General features: G+C 40.8%; 12 protein-coding genes. 8 read left to right on the top strand and 4 right to left on the bottom strand.

The genetic code is table 11. From position 1 onward, the window contains the following. Positions 1-11: 11 nt before the first annotated feature. On the top strand, positions 12-986 hold the full coding sequence (locus KZP23_RS04495) for a PorP/SprF family type IX secretion system membrane protein (RefSeq protein WP_226334930.1): 975 nt from the start codon (positions 12-14) through the stop codon (positions 984-986). Between the two features lie 2 nt (positions 987-988). Next, the gene (locus KZP23_RS04490) at positions 989-3,688 is read left to right on the top strand and encodes an OmpA family protein (protein ID WP_226334929.1); all 2,700 of its coding nucleotides are present in this window, start codon (positions 989-991) and stop codon (positions 3,686-3,688) included. 184 nt (positions 3,689-3,872) lie between these two features. Here KZP23_RS04490 and KZP23_RS04485 read toward each other — a convergent pair whose 3' ends face one another. Then, entirely contained in the window at positions 3,873-5,159 is a 1,287-nt protein-coding gene (locus KZP23_RS04485) for a M23 family metallopeptidase (protein ID WP_226334928.1), read from the bottom strand. Positions 5,160-5,449: 290 nt separating this feature from the next. Between KZP23_RS04485 and aspS the strand changes: the two genes are divergently transcribed. After that, complete coding sequence (gene aspS / locus KZP23_RS04480) at positions 5,450-7,204, top strand: aspartate--tRNA ligase (protein ID WP_226334927.1); 1,755 nt, start codon at positions 5,450-5,452, stop codon at positions 7,202-7,204. Positions 7,205-7,261: 57 nt separating this feature from the next. Here aspS and KZP23_RS04475 read toward each other — a convergent pair whose 3' ends face one another. Next, complete coding sequence (locus tag KZP23_RS04475) at positions 7,262-7,969, bottom strand: lysoplasmalogenase (RefSeq protein WP_226334926.1); 708 nt, start codon at positions 7,967-7,969, stop codon at positions 7,262-7,264. A 471-nt stretch (positions 7,970-8,440) separates the two neighbouring features. Here KZP23_RS04475 and KZP23_RS04470 point away from each other — a divergent pair, with 471 nt between their 5' ends. Together KZP23_RS04470 and KZP23_RS04465 are read left to right on the top strand one after the other, a co-directional pair. Next, a complete protein-coding gene (locus KZP23_RS04470) occupies positions 8,441-11,827 on the top strand; it encodes a TonB-dependent receptor (RefSeq protein WP_226334925.1) in 3,387 nt (1,128 codons plus the stop codon). Positions 11,828-11,973: 146 nt separating this feature from the next. Next, on the top strand, positions 11,974-12,459 hold the full coding sequence (locus KZP23_RS04465) for a GNAT family N-acetyltransferase (protein WP_226334924.1): 486 nt from the start codon (positions 11,974-11,976) through the stop codon (positions 12,457-12,459). 35 nt (positions 12,460-12,494) lie between these two features. Here the strand turns inward: KZP23_RS04465 and KZP23_RS04460 are convergent, their stop codons facing one another. Then, positions 12,495-12,656 carry a hypothetical protein gene (locus KZP23_RS04460; RefSeq protein WP_226334923.1) on the bottom strand — a complete coding sequence of 54 codons (162 nt, stop codon included), beginning with the start codon at positions 12,654-12,656 and terminating at the stop codon, positions 12,495-12,497. Positions 12,657-12,891: 235 nt separating this feature from the next. On the opposite strand from KZP23_RS04460, the gene KZP23_RS04455 reads away from it, so the two are divergent. Both KZP23_RS04455 and KZP23_RS04450 read left to right on the top strand, forming a co-directional pair. Then, positions 12,892-13,401, top strand: a complete 510-nt coding sequence (locus KZP23_RS04455) for a hypothetical protein (RefSeq protein WP_226334922.1) — start codon at positions 12,892-12,894, stop codon at positions 13,399-13,401. Between the two features lie 231 nt (positions 13,402-13,632). Continuing rightward, positions 13,633-14,832, top strand: coding sequence for an IS256 family transposase (locus tag KZP23_RS04450; RefSeq protein WP_137404701.1), 1,200 nt, complete (start codon positions 13,633-13,635; stop codon positions 14,830-14,832). An 83-nt stretch (positions 14,833-14,915) separates the two neighbouring features. Here KZP23_RS04450 and galE read toward each other — a convergent pair whose 3' ends face one another. Further along, positions 14,916-15,929, bottom strand: coding sequence for a UDP-glucose 4-epimerase GalE (galE, locus tag KZP23_RS04445; protein ID WP_226334921.1), 1,014 nt, complete (start codon positions 15,927-15,929; stop codon positions 14,916-14,918). Positions 15,930-16,144: 215 nt separating this feature from the next. Here galE and KZP23_RS04440 point away from each other — a divergent pair, with 215 nt between their 5' ends. Beyond that, on the top strand, positions 16,145-17,284 hold the full coding sequence (locus KZP23_RS04440; RefSeq protein WP_226336480.1) for an acyl-CoA dehydrogenase family protein: 1,140 nt from the start codon (positions 16,145-16,147) through the stop codon (positions 17,282-17,284). The last annotated feature ends 19 nt before the right edge of the window (positions 17,285-17,303 follow it).

Here is a 17,303-nt window from a genome sequence, read left to right as displayed (position 1 = left end):
CTGATAAAAAGATGAAAAGTATTTTTAAAATTTTCATAATGTCCCTAGTGGTAGCCTTCGCGGCTACCCAGGGTACTTTTGGCCAACAGCTTCCGCAGTTCAGCCAATACATATTCAATGGACTGCATGTGAACCCGGGTTATGCCGGTTATAAGGGAGTACCCTATATTCAATCAACTTACAGAAGCCAATGGGTGAATTTCCCTGGCGCTCCAAAAACCTTTACCATTACGGCAGATTTAAGTGCCAATGAAGGGAGTATGGGCTTTGGGGCTTCTATCATGTCTGATAAAATCGGTCCATCACAGACCTCTTCAGGCATGTTGACTTATGCTTACAGAATCCAGACAGGACACGAATCCTTTCTTGGACTGGGGGTAAGTGCTGGGGTATCTGAATATGTGATTGATGGTACCATGTTGGATCCTAATGATTTTGGAGATCATAATATTCCTGAAGGAAGGGTAAATGTCTTTACGCCCAATATCAATACGGGGATTTTCTTCAATACAGCCCGGTTTTATACAGGTATTAGTGTGTACAATTTGGTAGGAAAGAAGGCATTGGAGAAAGAAGACATTGCCTTGGCTTACCATAACTTTCATTACTATTTCACAGCTGGAGCCATGCTTCCGATTTCTGATGAGGTACAATTCAAGCCCTCTATTTTGATCAAGGAAGAAAAGGGAAGTCCTACCAATTATGATATTAACGGCATGTTTCTTTTCATGCAGACTGTTTGGCTAGGGGGATCTTTCCGCTCCAATATGGGCAATGGCAATGAGGCCATGCAAGAAGGTTTATCCAAGAGGAATTCCATTGCGGCAATTATTGAGATTTTTGCTACAAATAATTTGAGGATTGGGTATGCATATGATCATAGTACCAATGTGCTGAGTAATTTAAGAAACAATTCACATGAGATTTCTGTGGGTTACTATATTACTCCAAAAAATATTAGAATGAAAAACCCAAGATGGTTCTAGATATGAAAAGGATTTTTATACTTCTGTTTGTAGGAGCATTAATTGGTTCCAGCCACTTACCGGCATTTGGCCAAAATGCACTCCTACGCTATGCTGATAAACAGTATAAGTTGTTTAACTATGAGGAAGCCGCTTCTGTGTATGAACAGGCTTTTGATAAAAAGGGTAAGTATGTCGCAGCACAAATGGCCGCAAAAAGCTATCAAAAGCTGAACGATTATGAAAATGCTTACAAATGGTGGAAGACCACTGTTGGATTTGAGGAAGCCAGTACTCAGGATTATGTGAGTTTTGCTGCTGCAGCCAATCAGCTTGGAAAGATGGATGAATTGGTAGTAGCACTGGATTCCCTGCCCAAAGACGGGAAATTGGACAAAATCCACTTGGATTCCATGATGAGTTGGTATAATAAACCGGTAGCCTTAGAGGCGATTGGAGTAGATTCCTTGAACTCCTCATCAGCAGATTTTGGGATGGTGATGGACACGAAGGGCAACAAATACTTTGCCTCAGACAGGGGGGCTGAAGGTAGTTCTGCAAAAGCGGCATTGAGATTTGATGTCTCCAATAAACTTGATGAAGATCATTATGCTTGGACGGGTCGAGATTTCTTGACAGTTTATAAAATCAATAAAGATGGCCAAGTGGCAACTATGAATTCCCCCGTACCTGATAGTTACCATTTTGCTGATCCGTTCTTTCTGGAAGAGCAGGCTGTGGCTTTTTATACAGTAACCCGTGAGGTGAAAAGCGTGGATGGTAAAAAGGTGAAAACTCGGAAAATGATCAATCCTGAAATGGATTATGGTCAAGAGCAGGATGAGTTTGTGGATTATCATCCAGAAATTTATTTCAGCAAAATTGGAGAAAATGGAGAGTTTGCTGATTACAGTGCTTTCCCTTTGAACGATGCCTTGAAGTATTCACTTATCAATCCATTCCTGGATGAGTCTAGTAATAAGCTGTACTTTGCTTCTGATATGGAAGGTGGATATGGTGGATTTGATATTTATGTTGTTGAATATGACAAAGATTTTAATTTTGGAGAACCTCAAAATTTAGGAGAAACCATCAATACCAGTGGTGATGAAAGGGATCCATTCCTTTTTGGGAAGCATTTTTACTTTTCTTCCAATGGTCATTTTGGACTAGGAGGGCTGGATATTTTCACTGCAGATTTTGAGAATGGTAGTTTCTCTAAGGTGAAAAACATGGGTATTCCATACAATTCGCCACAGGATGATTTTGCCATGACTTTGTCTGAGGAAGGTAGTCAATATCTATCATCAAACAGAACTGGCGGGATGGGTTTTGATGATATTTATCTTATCAAAGATATGTACAGGAGATTTTTGGCTAAGGTCGAAGACTGTAATGGAGACTTGATTACAGATGGGTTTGTTGCAGAGTTCATTGAAAAGGATATAGATAAGGCTATTGATCTGGAAAGGGATGTAGAAGGGGAAATCAAAGCCAATATTGCTCCTGAAGCAAATTATGAATTGAAGATTAGTAAAAAAGGTTATTTCCCTGTGCATGATGAAAACATCAGTTCTGTAGGAATGGAAGGGACTTTACTGGAAAGGGAATATACCATGATCCCTATTCCTTATAAGACTACTGTGTTTGTGGATTTGGTATATTATGACCTGGATAAATCGATAATCAGAAATGATGCCCAGCCAGTATTGGATAAGTTGGCTTCGTTGATGAATGAGCACGATTATCTTGACCTAATAGTGAGGTCACATACTGATGCCAGAGCTTCAGATGAGTATAATGAAAAGTTGAGTAATACTAGGGCCGATGCAGTGGCTGCTTATTTGGGGCAAAAAGGAATTGCTTCTACCAGGGTGCATGAGGAATGGTTTGGCGAAAAGGAACTGGCCAATGATTGTGGTGATGGAGTGCCTTGTCCTGAGCGTTCTCACCAATTGAACCGTAGAAGTGAGTTGGTGCTAATGGCATTTGCAGATGAGAACATGGAGTATGAATTGCCTGAGGATTTATTGGATCTTTGTTCTAAGCCAAATTTGGGTATTCAGATGAATGTACCTACGGTCTATTTTGATTTTGACAAAGCAGAATTGAGGTCCGAGGGAGTGAAGCAATTGGAGCGTCTATTGTTGTTGATGAAGGAGAGAGAAGGAGTCCAGTTGGCTTTGGAAGGTCATACGGATGTAAGAGGTTCTGAAGCGTATAATGAAGGACTATCGGAGAAAAGGGCACAAGTGGTAAAGGATTTCCTTATCAAAAGAGGTATTGAAGAGGGGAGAATCTCCTATCAATGGTTTGGCAAGAGCCGCCCTGTTCATGGTTGTGAAGATGGTGATTGTACTGAGGCAGAACATCAGTTGAACAGAAGGACAGAAATCAAGTTGATGCTCAATGAAAAGAACATCAACGCATCCAATGAAGCAATTCAGGAAGAGAAGGTGGCTTATCTTAAAAAAAAAGGTTTGATCAGTGAAGTTAGTGGAACAGTAGTGGTGACTGGAGTATTTTCCTCCAGCACCAACGCCACTAATCATTCTTTGACTTCCAGATTGAACGGCTTTGCTGATGCGGGCTTTTTCATGGATGATGCCAGCGGGCTATATTATTGTTATGCTGTAAAAAGTGTCGATGATGCAAATATAGCTAAACAGTTGGCTCAAGTGAAGAAAGCAGGTTATGATGGAGCTTGGGTCATGAGTTTTTGATGAATAGATAATCAATCAAGATAAAAAAAGCAGGTGATCATAATTGATCACCTGCTTTTTTTATTGTCCAGAAATTAGTTGAATATCAAGGGATTTTAGGACAATTTATTGATTGGTTTCCCGACCGAGCTTTAAGGATTTAATGGACATTGGATGCCAGATTGTTCCTATTGGTTGGTGCTTATTATCTTTCAGTTAATAGTCTTTCTTCTTGTACTTCCTCATATGGAATGGAAGCTAGCAGATCAAGCTTTTCCTGTTTAACTCTTTCAAAGGCCAATTTATTTTGTTCAGAGATAGGTTCAGAAGGTGGGATATCCTCTTTTAACCAATCCACTTGTTTACCGTGCTTCCAAAACCTAAAGCAAAGGTGAGGGCCAGTTGCTAAGCCTGTACTTCCTACATAGCCAATGACCTGTCCTTGTTTAACCCTTACTCCATTTCTTATACCACTGGCGATTTTGGACATATGAAGGTATTGGGTGGTGTATGTACCGTTATGTTTTACTTTGACATAATTTCCGTTGCCTCCGGTATAACTTGCAGCGATGATAGTTCCATCTCCTACTGCCCTGATTTCCGTTCCTCTTGGGGCGGCATAATCAGTTCCCAAATGAGCTTTATACCTTTTTTGTACTGGGTGGTATCTTCTCAGGTTATATCGGGAGCTGATACGGGTAAATTTAACTGGATCTCTTAAAAACGCTTTTTTGAAGCTATTTCCCTTTTCATCAAAGAATGAAACCTGTCCATTTTGTTCAAAAGGAATGGCATGATAGGGCTGGCCCATATGTTCAAAATAGGCTGCCTGAATATCATCTACTCCTACTACTTCTCCCTCAACAACTCTTTCGTTATAAACTACTTTGTATTTGTCACCCTTTTGAAGGCGCTGGAAATCTACACTCCAGCCATAAAGGTCAGCAAATTGGTCAATCAAATCCGGGGTGATGCCTTGCTGTGTCATGTTCACATACAGCGAAGAGGTGATTTGTCCCGCTACCTCTCTTTTCCTTAATTCTACTGGTTTTGCTTCTTTATATATATCCTTCCCATCCAGTTTGTACACCACAAATTCCGCCGCATTGGGTTCATAGATAAAGAATTCTGCTGTGGAGCTGCTGTCTTTGGCTGTCAGGACTGTGTACTTTTTGTTGAAGGCGATTTTCCTGACATCAAAAATGTCTTTGGACTTTTTCGCTATTTGATCAATGATTTGGTAGGGGACATTAAAGGGGGCCAATATGGTTGAGAGTGTCTGATTCCTTCCTACTACACCTTCTACGACTGCAAGATCATCTACATCGATACCATAGAGCAAGTTTTTCTCTTCTACGATTGCTGTTTCTACAGGCGTTTGAGTTTCTGCTACCACTATTTCACTTTCCGGCTCAAGATTGGATTGGTAGTATCCCATTCCTGCCGCCGCCAGTAGCACTACTCCTGCTACTGCGATCCATTTTTTCTTCATTCCCTATTTTTGGTTTTGGCGATTAAATAATACGGTAATTAGTTTAAATTCCGGTCAATTTCCAAGTGTTTATGCCTTTTTTTGAGCCACTTACCAGTAGCTTGGTACTCATTACTTAGATTAGTGGATTTTCTTTGATAAATTCCTAAAATCCGAGCCACAAAGCTCGCTATTTTTTGAACTTTGCCGAAAAAAAGATGATAAAAATATGTGATACTCTTTGTCATAATAGTAAACTGTGATTCGAATTATTATCTTTGGCGATCAATATTGAATAAAACAATAAAAATATGCTAAGAACACATACTTGTGGAGAGTTACGCTTAGAGGATGTGGGCAAGGAAGTGACACTTTCTGGTTGGGTACAACGGGTCCGAAATAAAGGTGGATTGGTATGGGTAGATTTGAGAGACCGGTACGGTGTTACACAATTGATTTTTGAAGAAGGGTCAAGTGATCAGGAGCTATTAGACAAAGCTGCTTCTTTGGGAAGGGAATTTGTTATTCAGGCCAAAGGAGAAGTGATTGAAAGAACTTCTAAAAACAATAAGATTCCTACTGGAGATATTGAATTGAAGGTAGCAACTTTGGAAGTATTGAATGCTGCCAAAGTTCCTCCTTTTGTCATTGAGGATGAGACTGACGGGGGAGAGGAATTGAGAATGAAATACCGTTACTTGGATTTGAGAAGAAGGGTGGTTCGTGAAAAACTTCAGCTGAGGCATCATATGATGCAGGAGACCAGAAAGTTCATGGATGCCGAAGATTTTATGGAAGTAGAAACTCCTGTGTTGATCAAATCTACGCCTGAGGGTGCAAGGGACTTTTTGGTGCCTAGCAGGATCAACCAAGGTGAATTTTATGCCTTGCCACAGTCTCCTCAGACTTTTAAACAACTGTTAATGGTCAGTGGATTTGACCGCTATTTCCAAATAGTAAAGTGTTTTAGAGATGAAGATCTAAGGGCTGACAGGCAGCCAGAGTTTACTCAGATTGACTGTGAAATGTCCTTTGTGGATCAGGAAGATATCTTGCAGACCTTTGAAGGTCTGGTGAAGCATTTGTTCTCTACGGTGAAGAAGGTAGAATTACCGGAAGTGGAGAGGATGACCTTTGCCGATGCCATGAAATATTATGGAAATGATAAGCCTGACCTAAGGTTCGACATGAAATTTGTTGAGCTGAATGAATTGGCTCAAAACAAAGGCTTCAATGTATTTGATGCTGCTGAGTTGGTGGTTGGTATTTGTGCATCAGGTGCTGCCAGCTATACCAGAAAGCAGGTGGATGCCTTGACTGAGTGGGTGAAGCGTCCACAGATCGGAGCCAAAGGGTTGGTCTATGTGAAATGCAATGAAGATGGCTCCTTTAAGTCTTCAGTGGATAAATTCTATGGTCAAGAAGACCTGAAAGCTTGGGCTGATAAAATGGGAGCACATCCTGGTGACCTGATGTTGATCCTTTCTGGGGATAAGAATGCTACTAGGAAGCAATTGTCAGAACTGAGGTTGAAAATGGGCTCAGACCTTGGATTGAGAGATAGGAATGTCTTCAAACCGCTTTGGGTATTGGACTTCCCATTATTGGAGTGGGATGAGGAAACTGAAAGATACCATGCCATGCACCATCCATTCACCTCTCCAAAGAAAGAAGATATTGCACTATTGGAGTCTGATCCAGGAGCTGTGAGGGCCAATGCCTATGACTTGGTGATCAATGGTGTTGAGATCGGTGGAGGGTCTATAAGAATCCATGACCGTGAAACCCAAAAAACCATGTTTAAGCATCTTGGTTTTACAGATGAGGAAGCCCAAGCTCAGTTCGGGTTCCTAATGGAGGCATTTGAATATGGTGCTCCGCCACATGGTGGGATTGCCTTTGGCTTTGATAGACTTTGTGCGATATTCGGAGGTAGTGACTCTATCCGTGATTATATTGCCTTCCCTAAAAATAATTCAGGAAGGGATGTAATGATAGATTCGCCTAGTGCCATTGCAGATGATCAATTGAAGGAATTGAGCATACAGTTGGACTTGAAGAAGTAATTTCAAATAGATAAAAAATATATACTGAGAGCAGGTATCGTAATGGTACCTGCTTTTTTATTGGTCTTTGGTCTTGGTAGGACTGTGTACCAAGTGACTCCTAATGCCCATAACGATAAGCAGCTGGGCCAGGATATAGGTGCCCATGATCAATACTCCGCTATTGTTTATAGGTTGAAAGAACAGGTCCAAGGCGATAATACTATCAGAGACCAAAAAGAGTATGGCACCCAAAAAGACTTGTACGAAGCTTTGTGTATTGGTCCTTTTGAACCTCTCCCGGGCAGTACTTGCCATCATGACCATGGCCAAGATATAGAAGATAACAGGTGTTTTGAGTTGGTGAAGGTTATCATTGATAAGAAAGTAAATGATGGAGGCGACTATGTAAATAGGTAGGTTAAAAAAGAATATTTTCAGAAAGTTGATCTGTCTGAGGTTTATCTGATGGTTTTGGATAAGTTTAAAGGCTATGATATAGCAAACCTGTGCGATAAAGAAGGCGCCCAGTCCATACAAAAACATTTGAGGAAACAGGAGCAAGACATCACCAATCAAGGATAAAATCAAAGCTGTCCCTACTGATTTTCTCAGTAAAGTGTTTTTTATGACGGAGGTAGTGCTTAAAAAATAAGCGCATAAGGAGATCATCAATAAAGGCTTGGAAAGGAATCTTAAGTCGTCTTGTTGCTGAATAATCAAGGAGATATCAGCCAATCCTGCAAATAGGTAAAGATAAAGCCAGCCAATTGCTTTCGTTTGCATATAATTTACTCTGGTTAGAAGCTATAGAAGTACTATTGCACCCTGTCGGGGCTAATAAGTATAAGATTTTAAGTGATTATTCAGGGATGTCATGCCATGATTTACATGTGGGTTTGAAGATAAGAAAATTTTAGCACAGTGTTCAAGAGGTAAAAAGTAGTAATAAGTGCATTAAAAATGTATTTAAACCATATTTAATGGGATGTTTGCTTTAGTTTGATTTTGTTCGATTATGCTTAATTTAAACTTTCAGTAAATTGGTTATTTGTGCTGTTTGATTTTGTATTGAGTATTTTTAGTGTTTATATTTAGAATATTCTTTTATAGAACGTTTTGGTAATGTTAAGTAGACTATATATTTAGTGGTTTATATTTAATGAATAATAAAAATAAAACGTTGAAATGTCCTATTATTTTATGCGTAATTAGTCTGAATTTTAAAAACAGTTTTTATCAATTACAAAGTAAATTATGAAGCAATTGTTACAAGTAAAGATGCTGCTGCTATTTGGCATGTTCTTATTAGGAGCAGGTGTAATTCAAGCGCAGGTAACGAGCAGTAGTATTCGGGGAAATGTCGTAGATGAGGCCGGAGAGCTGCTTATCGGAGCTACAGTTAAAGCTACCCATGAGCCTTCTGGTTCGGTTTATGGAGCTGTAACCAGTGTTGATGGGCGGTTTAATCTCGCTAACTTAAGAGTGGGAGGCCCTTATACTTTGGAGGTTAGTTATATCGGCTTTCAAACCATACAACTGACCAATATTAATTTGAGTTTGGGGCAACCCTATTCGGTGGATATTATCCTGTTGGATGATGAAGCTGAGCTAGAGATGGTAGTAGTTACTTCCAATAGTCTGGATGATTTTAATGCTTCTAGGACAGGAGCCGCCACCAATGTGGGGCAAAAGGCTATCACTGATTTGCCCCAAATAAACCGTAGTGTTTTGGACTTTACCAGACTTACACCACAAGCGTCTGGAAATTCCTTTGCGGGCAGAGATGCGAGGTACAATAACCTGCAAATCGACGGTGCCAATTTTAACAATGGTTTTGGCTTGAGTAGCAGTCCCCTTCCTGGAGGGAGTTCCCAGCCGATTTCCTTGGATGCTGTGGAAGAAATCACTGTGAATATTGCGCCTTTTGATGTTACCCAAAGTGGCTTTACAGGCGCAGGTATCAATGCTGTAACTAAAAGTGGTACCAATACTTTCAAAGGGTCAGCGTATTATTTTTTAAAGAACCAAGATTTGCAAGGTAGACAAATCGGCAGTAATGAATTAGAAAAGGTAGATGCAGCAAGCAGAAACTTTGGCTTTAGACTTGGTGGACCTATCATCAAGAACAAATTATTCTTCTTTGTCAATGCAGAAAGAGAAGTTCAGACAGGAGCCAATGCCTCAGGAGCCAACCTTTGGCGAGCATCTACGGATGGAGTGGCCGACCCAGAAAATAATATTGCCCGACCGACCGTAGATGATCTGGAATCAGTTAGAAATCATTTGATCAATCAATGGGGGTATGATCCGGGAAGGTATGAGGGCTACGCCAATGAAGCAGAGCAAAGCAGTACCAAGTTTTTGGCCAGGGTCGACTGGAATATTAATGATAAACACAAGCTAGCGGTTAGGTATAATCAAGTAGTGGGAGAGGCTCCTCAGGTTGCGAATGCTACATCAGGTCCAAGGCCAAGGGCTCCTTTTCCAAATGGTGCCAGGGTCAGTCAAAATGCTATCACTTTTGAAAATGGAAATTATGGATTTGAAAATTCGGTGAAATCTATCACAGCAGAATTGAATAGTTATTTTTCCGCTAAACTTAGTAATCAGTTTTTGGCCACCTATTCAAGAATTCAAGATACTAGAACTACTCCGGGACCGGAATTCCCATTTGTTGACATCTGGGATGGTGGAGGATTTATTGAAGACGAAGATGGGAATATGGTGAAAAATGTAGGTTCTATGAACTACATTAGTTTTGGTACTGAGTTGTTCTCCTATAATAATGATGTGGTTAACGATAATTATTCCTTTATCAACAACCTCACTTATGTGGAAGGTAGTCATACTTTTACTGCTGGAGCTGCTTTTGAAATCCAAAAATTCGGAAACAGTTATGTAAGGATGGGTACTTCCTACTATCGCTATGCCTCCGTCGAGGATTTCTTGACTACTGGCACAGTAAACGAAGTAGCGCCAACCTTGTTTGGTTTGACCTATCCTTATGAAGGAAGGGATACTTATTCGAGGATTAATTTTGGTCTTGCTTCATTATATGCCCAAGATAAATTCTCAGTGAATGAAAACTTGGATTTGACCTTTGGTTTGAGAGCTGAATTGCCCATTTATCTTAATGATTTGACGGCCAATCAATCCATTGATGAGATTACCCTATTAAACAAATATGGCATGCCTACGCATTATAGTTCAGGTGAATGGCCAAAATCGAAAGTGATGGTTTCTCCTCGTTTTGGATTTAACTGGGACGTGAATGGTGATAGAACTTTTACTTTAAGAGGTGGTACAGGTGTATTCTCTGGTAGGGTGCCCTTCGTATGGTTGACCAATATGCCAACCAATGCTGGTGTGATACAAAATAATATTGAGCCAGGTGACTATGATGATGTAGAAGGCTGGATTGACAATGTCTCTTTTCAGACTGACAAATATTATTATGTAAACAATGTGCCGGAAGGTGCTGAAGATGTATTTATTTCTTCACCTTCTGAAGGTGCTCCCGGCTCTTTTGCCCTTGTGGACAGAGAGTTCAAAATGCCCATGGTTTGGAGATCAAGTTTAGGTGCTGATTATGTCATTCCCAATACACCTTTAATTGCAACTGCGGATTTACTTTATACCCGTGATATCAATGGGGTGTTCCAATATGGTGCAAATAGAACACGCTCTACCAATACCATGAATTATGGGGCTAGTGGAGTGATTGGTGACTATGGAGATGATAGGGAGTTCTTTGTTCCAGGACAAAGTAATGCTTATAATCCAGTAATGGGAGGCAATAATGCTACTATTCTTACCAATACAGATGTGAAAGGACATAGTTTTAGTGCTACATTTGGGTTGACCATGCCAGATTATAAAGGGCTGTCAGCTTCTGTATACTATACTTATTCAAGTGCTAAGGAAGTGTCTGCCAATTCAGGATCCAATGCTAGTTCGGCATGGGGAGCAAGTCCAGTTATTAATAGTCCTAATGACCAGATGCTGAATATTTCCGATTTTGCAACTCCTCATCGCGTAGTAGCCAGTGTGAACTATAAAGTGGAATATGCAAACGCCTTGGCCACTACTATAGGCTTATATTACAGCGGAGCCAACCAAGGTAGGTTCTCTTATACATACGGTGACGATATCAATAATGATGGGATCAACGCCGACTTGATTTATCTTCCTAGAGATACGGATGATCTTCCTTTGGTGGATGGGGATTTTTCAGTGGCAGAACAGAAGGCTGCTTTGGACGCATTTATTGAGGAGAATGGTTTGGATAAATATAGAGGTGAGTATTTGCCAAGAAATGCATTCCTGTTGCCTTGGTTGAATAGATGGGATGTAAGGGTGCTACAAGACATCTTTACGGATATTGGAGATAACAGAAGTACCCTTCAGTTAAGTGTGGATATTGTTAATGTGGGTAACCTATTGAATAGTGATTGGGGGGTACAGGACCAGCTCAATGGTGCTGAAAACCTTCTGCAGCTGGCCAATGATACACCTACAAGTGGTGTACCTGCCTTGAATGTACAAACGGTATCTGATGAATTGGTGGCCACTCCGTTCCGAAATGTAAGTAATCTATCGACTACTTGGGGAATGCAAGTTGGTTTGCGATTGATATTCTAAGCAAGTAAGAGAGGATGCGTATTCAAGATTGCTTTGAATGATATTTAATAAATTCAATACGAAAGTATCCCAAGTAATTGGGGTACTTTTTCTTTTTTAAAGGGTTTTCAGAATGATAGCTGCAACATCTTTTTAATTTTGCAGCTATGCATATTAAATATCGTCTTATCCAAAAGAAGGATAATCAAGCTGTAAAGGAATTGATCCAGAACGTTTTTGTGGAATTCGATGCGCCTCGCGAAGGGACTGTTTTTGCAGATCCTGAGATGGAGGATTTGCATGGATTGTTTGAACGAACTCCCCAATCGGTGTTTTGGTTGGCTGAGGCTGATGGGGAAGTCTTGGGCTGCTGTGGGATTTTTCCAACTGAGGGGCTACCTATAAAGGTGGCTGAATTGGTGAAGTTTTACCTTTCGCCCCAGTCAAGAGGTAAAGGGATAGGAAAGGAATTATTGAAAAAATGTACGCAAAGTGCCCGAGAACTAGGTTATCAATCACTTTATATCGAAAGTATACCGGAATTTGAAAATGCTATCGGCCTCTATGAAAAGCAAGGTTTTAAACGCTTGGAACAGCCAATCGGTGATTCAGGACATTATACCTGCAGCATATGGATGCTAAAAGAATTATAGGTTTGTAATTGATTGACTTTTGCGCTGAATCAATACTATGGATTTTGTCCGATCAATTTGAATTGGAAAAACTCTAAATGCTCTTCGGAGATGCTTGGTTCAAAAGGAGTGAGGTAATATTGGCTGTTGAACCAGAAAAATCCTGAGTATAATTGATCTTTGTTTTTTCCTAGGTAATATTCCTTGAGCAATTCCATTTGTTTTATTTTTTAAACTACTTTATGTTTAATGTTTATACCATGCCAGTATTTCTAAAATCTAAAAATGATCTCTCACTGATTTAACAAATCTACCTTGTGGTAGGCAGGTTTTCACGTAAGGGTTTTATTTATTTCTGTGGAAATCCGAGGAATCTCCCGATAGTCGGGACAGGTTGTGAGAAACTGGTAAAAAGCGCGTAATCATATAATATTCCCTCAATTTAGATCAATTATGAGAAAAATATTTGTATTTGCACTGTTTTGGACCTTGTCAGGCTTTGCCATGGGGCAGGACAAAGCGGATCAGGCTATGGAGAAATTGGCCTTTCTGGAAGGGGAGTGGTCTGGGATAGCAAAAAGCCGACAGGGAGCTGGACAACTTGTTGAGTTGAAGCAATATGAAGATGTGAGTTTTAGGCTAGACGGAAATATGCTTTTGATTGAGGGGAAAGGCTATGTGGAGGGAATCTTGAAATTCAATGCCGTTGCTGTAATCACTTATAATCAGTGGCAGGAAAAATATGAAATGATGGCTTGGAGAGGGAATGGTCAGCGTGTAGATGCATATTTTAAAGAGCTTGGCAAAGATAATTTTGAGTGGGGCTTTGATATTCCACAGGGTGGAAAAATGAAATATGTGCTCAGTATTAATGATTCAGGCCAATGGCATGAGGTAGGAGAGTATTCCCCTAATGGTGAAAAGTGGTATCCAAGTTTTGAAATGACCTTGGATAAAAAATAGAGGTACAATAAAAAGGCCCTAATTAAATGATAACTAGGGCCTGAATGATCTTATTGGGAGTATCTCATAAACTGTGTAAGTCCACAAATCGGGCTTACCAGTAAAAGGATAGACCTCGAAAATATCAGTGTGATTGGTACAATCGCACTGATATTTTGAGGAGCCTGCGGCAGGCACTATACCGATCAGTGTGTGAATAAATGTTTAACTTTAAACGCACATTGATTGAAGATGAAAAAAGAAGACCTTTTAAACGACGATTTCCTAAAGCAGTTCAAGAACGGAGAAGAACTGCAAACTTTTTTAGGTGAGCTCCAAAAGCGGGCAGTGGAAAAGATGCTAGAAGGAGAACTGGACAGCCATCTTGGATACCGAAAAAACGAACAGTCAGACAATCCCAACTCACGCAACGGACACACTTCCAAAAAGATAAAGAGCAGTTTTGGGGAGTCACATATCAATGTCCCCAGGGACAGGGACGGCAGTTTTGAGCCGGCACTGGTACCCAAAAGGAAAAGCATGGCAGAAGGTGTGGAGAACGTGATCATCTCCATGTATGCCAAAGGGATGTCCAACCATGACATAGGGGAACAGATCAGAGAGCTCTATGACATCAACGTATCGGCATCTACCATATCCAGGGTTACCGATGCGGTGTCCGAGGATATTGTGGCCTGGCGGAACCGTCCGCTCGACCCGGTCTATCTGATCGTATGGATGGACGGGATATCCTTCAAGGTACGGGAGAACTCCAAGGTGGTCAACAAGACCGTTTACATTGCGGTAGGGCTAAAGACCAACGGATTAAAAGAGGTCCTGGGGCTCTGGCTGGGAAAAAACGAATCAGCGGCCTTTTGGATGGGCGTACTCACCGATATGAAGGCACGGGGTGTCGAGGACATCCTGATCACGGCCACCGATAACCTTAACGGCTTTACCGATACGATCAAGGCCTCCTTCCCCGAATCGGTCACCCAGATATGTGTAGTACACCAGATCAGGAACGCCTGTAGATATGTGGTATGGAAAGACAAAAAGGCCTTCACCAAGGATATGAAAGAGGTCTATACCGCTCCAAATAAGGAAGCTGCCGGGGCCGCCCTGGAAGATTTTGCCGAAAAATGGGAAAGCAAATACTCATATGCCATTAAAAGCTGGAGGGACAACTGGGATGAACTGACCGTTTTCTTTGACTATCCCGTGGAAATAAGGAAGATCATTTATACCACCAACCTGATAGAAAACCTCAATGGAAAGGTCAGAAAATACACCAAAAACAAGCTGTCCTTCCCAACTGATGAGGCAGTTATCAAATCGGTATTCCTTGCCCTGCGCGAAGCCACCAAAAAATGGACAATGCCGATCAGGGACTGGGGAATAATCCTTAATAGTTTTCTGCTTATATTTGGAAAAAGGGTCAGGCTAAACTAAACCTGACCCCACTAATTGAAATTTTAGTTTACACACTTTTTGGGATAGTGTCATCTTATTCTTTATGCTGCAATACTTCTGTGTTATTTAGCTAATGTCAATTGCCAGTTCCAGGCATCTTTTAAGGCATCTTCCAAATTGTATTCAGGCGTCCAGCCTAGCACTTTGCTCACTTTGTCCGTATTGGCCCATACTTTTTCAATATCTCCGGCTCTTCTTGTTCCCAGTTCATAATTAAGAGGTTTTCCACTCACTTTCTCAAAGGCCTTGATCACTTCCATTACCGTATTGCCATTTCCAGTACCTACATTGAATAAGTCAAAATAGGTATCTTCTTTATCAGCTAGGTATTGGATGGATTTTACGTGGGCATCTGCCAAGTCCATTACGTGGATATAGTCTCTGATACAGGTGCCATCAGGTGTGTCATAATCATCTCCAAAGACAGTGATTTTTTCTCTGATGCCTGCTCCGGTTTGTGTAACAAATGGTATTAAGTTGGCAGGAACACCGATAGGCAATTCACCGATTAGTGAACTGGGATGTGCTCCAATTGGGTTGAAATACCTAAGTGCCACGATCCTAGCTTCAGCACCACTTTTGACATGGTCCATGAGGATGTCTTCACAGATTTTTTTGGTGTTACCATAAGGGCTTTCCGCATCTTTTCTCGGGGTGGTTTCCTTTACAGGTAACTCATCCGGCTGGCCATAAACGGTGCATGAAGAAGAGAAAACAATGTCTTTTACTTTGAACTCCTTCATGGTTTCCAATAATACAATCAAGGAGTTGATATTATTGCTGTAGTATTTCAGGGGGATCTGGGTGCTTTCTCCTACTGCTTTGGAAGCAGCAAAATGGATGACACCGGCAATATTATTTTCTTTGAAAATATTTCTGACCATTTCCCTATCGTTGCAATCGCCTTCATAACATTTTACTGGTCGATTGAGGATCTTTTCAAGGCCATTAAGTACTGTTTTTTCGGAATTGGAAAAATTGTCAATGATAATAGGTTCAAATCCGGCATTTACCAAAGCTACAGCAGTATGGGATCCTATATATCCTGCTCCGCCTGTGATTAAAATTTGTTGCATGAACTGTTTGTTTTAATAGGTTTAAAGGGGCTTTGTTTGATGTAGGAACAAATATAAAGCAATCCAATATGGCATAAAATTTTTAAGGCTTTTTAATACTTGAAAACTAATTATTTGCGAGGAAGTTAATATCTTAGGTAGAACAGCTGATGGAGTAGAACTGTACCTGCCAGCGCATACTGGAAGAATATAACCCAAGAACGAACAATGCCATGATGAATTTTGATGCGAATGAAAATCAAAGCATGATCGCCCAAATGATCAGGGACTTTGGTGCTAAGGAAATAAGCCCTTTCAGAAAAGAATGGGATGATAAACAGCAATTTCCTTTGCAACTTTTTAAAAAACTAGGTGAACTGGGCTTGATGGGGGTATTGATTCCTACTAAGTATGGAGGGAGTGGGTTTGGATATTATGAATACGTCACGGCTATTTTGGAACTGGCCAAGTTGGATCCAGGAATAGGCTTGTCCATGGCTGCGCATAATTCTCTTTGCTGTGGGCATATCATGCTTTTTGGCACAGATGAACAAAAGGAAAAATATTTACCTAAGTTAGCTTCCTGCGAACACCTAGGGGCTTGGGGGCTTACAGAACCCAATACGGGCTCTGATGCAGCCAATATGAAAACTACAGCAGTAAAGGAGGGTGACTATTATATAATCAATGGGGCAAAGAATTTTATCACCCATGGCGTTTCTGGAGATGTAGCGGTGGTGATTGCCCGAACTGGCAATGTGGGGGACTCGCATGGGATGACAGCCTTTGTTTTGGAAAGGGGGATGGCTGGATTTAAAGGTGGAAGAAAAGAGGACAAGCTGGGAATGCGTACCTCTGAAACTGCAGAATTGATTTTTCAAGACTGCAAGGTGCACAAAAGTCAGATGTTAGGAGAGGAAGGGGAAGGCTTTATTCAGTCGATGAAGGTATTGGATGGAGGGAGAATATCTATTGCAGCACTTTCGCTTGGGATTGCAGAGGGGGCTTTGGAAGCAGCTATTCAGTATTCAAAAGAGCGACATCAGTTTAACAAGCCCATCAGTTCATACCAGGGTATATCTTTTAAATTGGCAGATATGGCCACAAAATTAGAGGCCGCCAAGCTGTTGACCTTTAAAGCTGCAGATTTAAAAAATAGGGGGGAATATGTGACTTTGGCCAGTGCAAAGGCGAAGTACTATGCGTCAGAAGTAGCTGTGGAGCTGGCCAATGAAGCCGTACAGATTTTTGGGGGCTATGGTTTTACCAAGGATTATCCTGTGGAAAAATACTATAGGGATGCCAAACTATGCACCATAGGTGAAGGAACCTCTGAGATTCAAAAAATGGTTATTTCCAGAGAAATCCTGAAATAAATTTCTAAACTATCGGATG

Origin of the sequence: Echinicola marina (genome assembly GCF_020463795.1) — a bacterium.
GTDB classification, from domain to species: domain Bacteria; phylum Bacteroidota; class Bacteroidia; order Cytophagales; family Cyclobacteriaceae; genus Echinicola; species Echinicola marina.
This window is presented reverse-complemented; position numbering and strand designations above follow the sequence as displayed.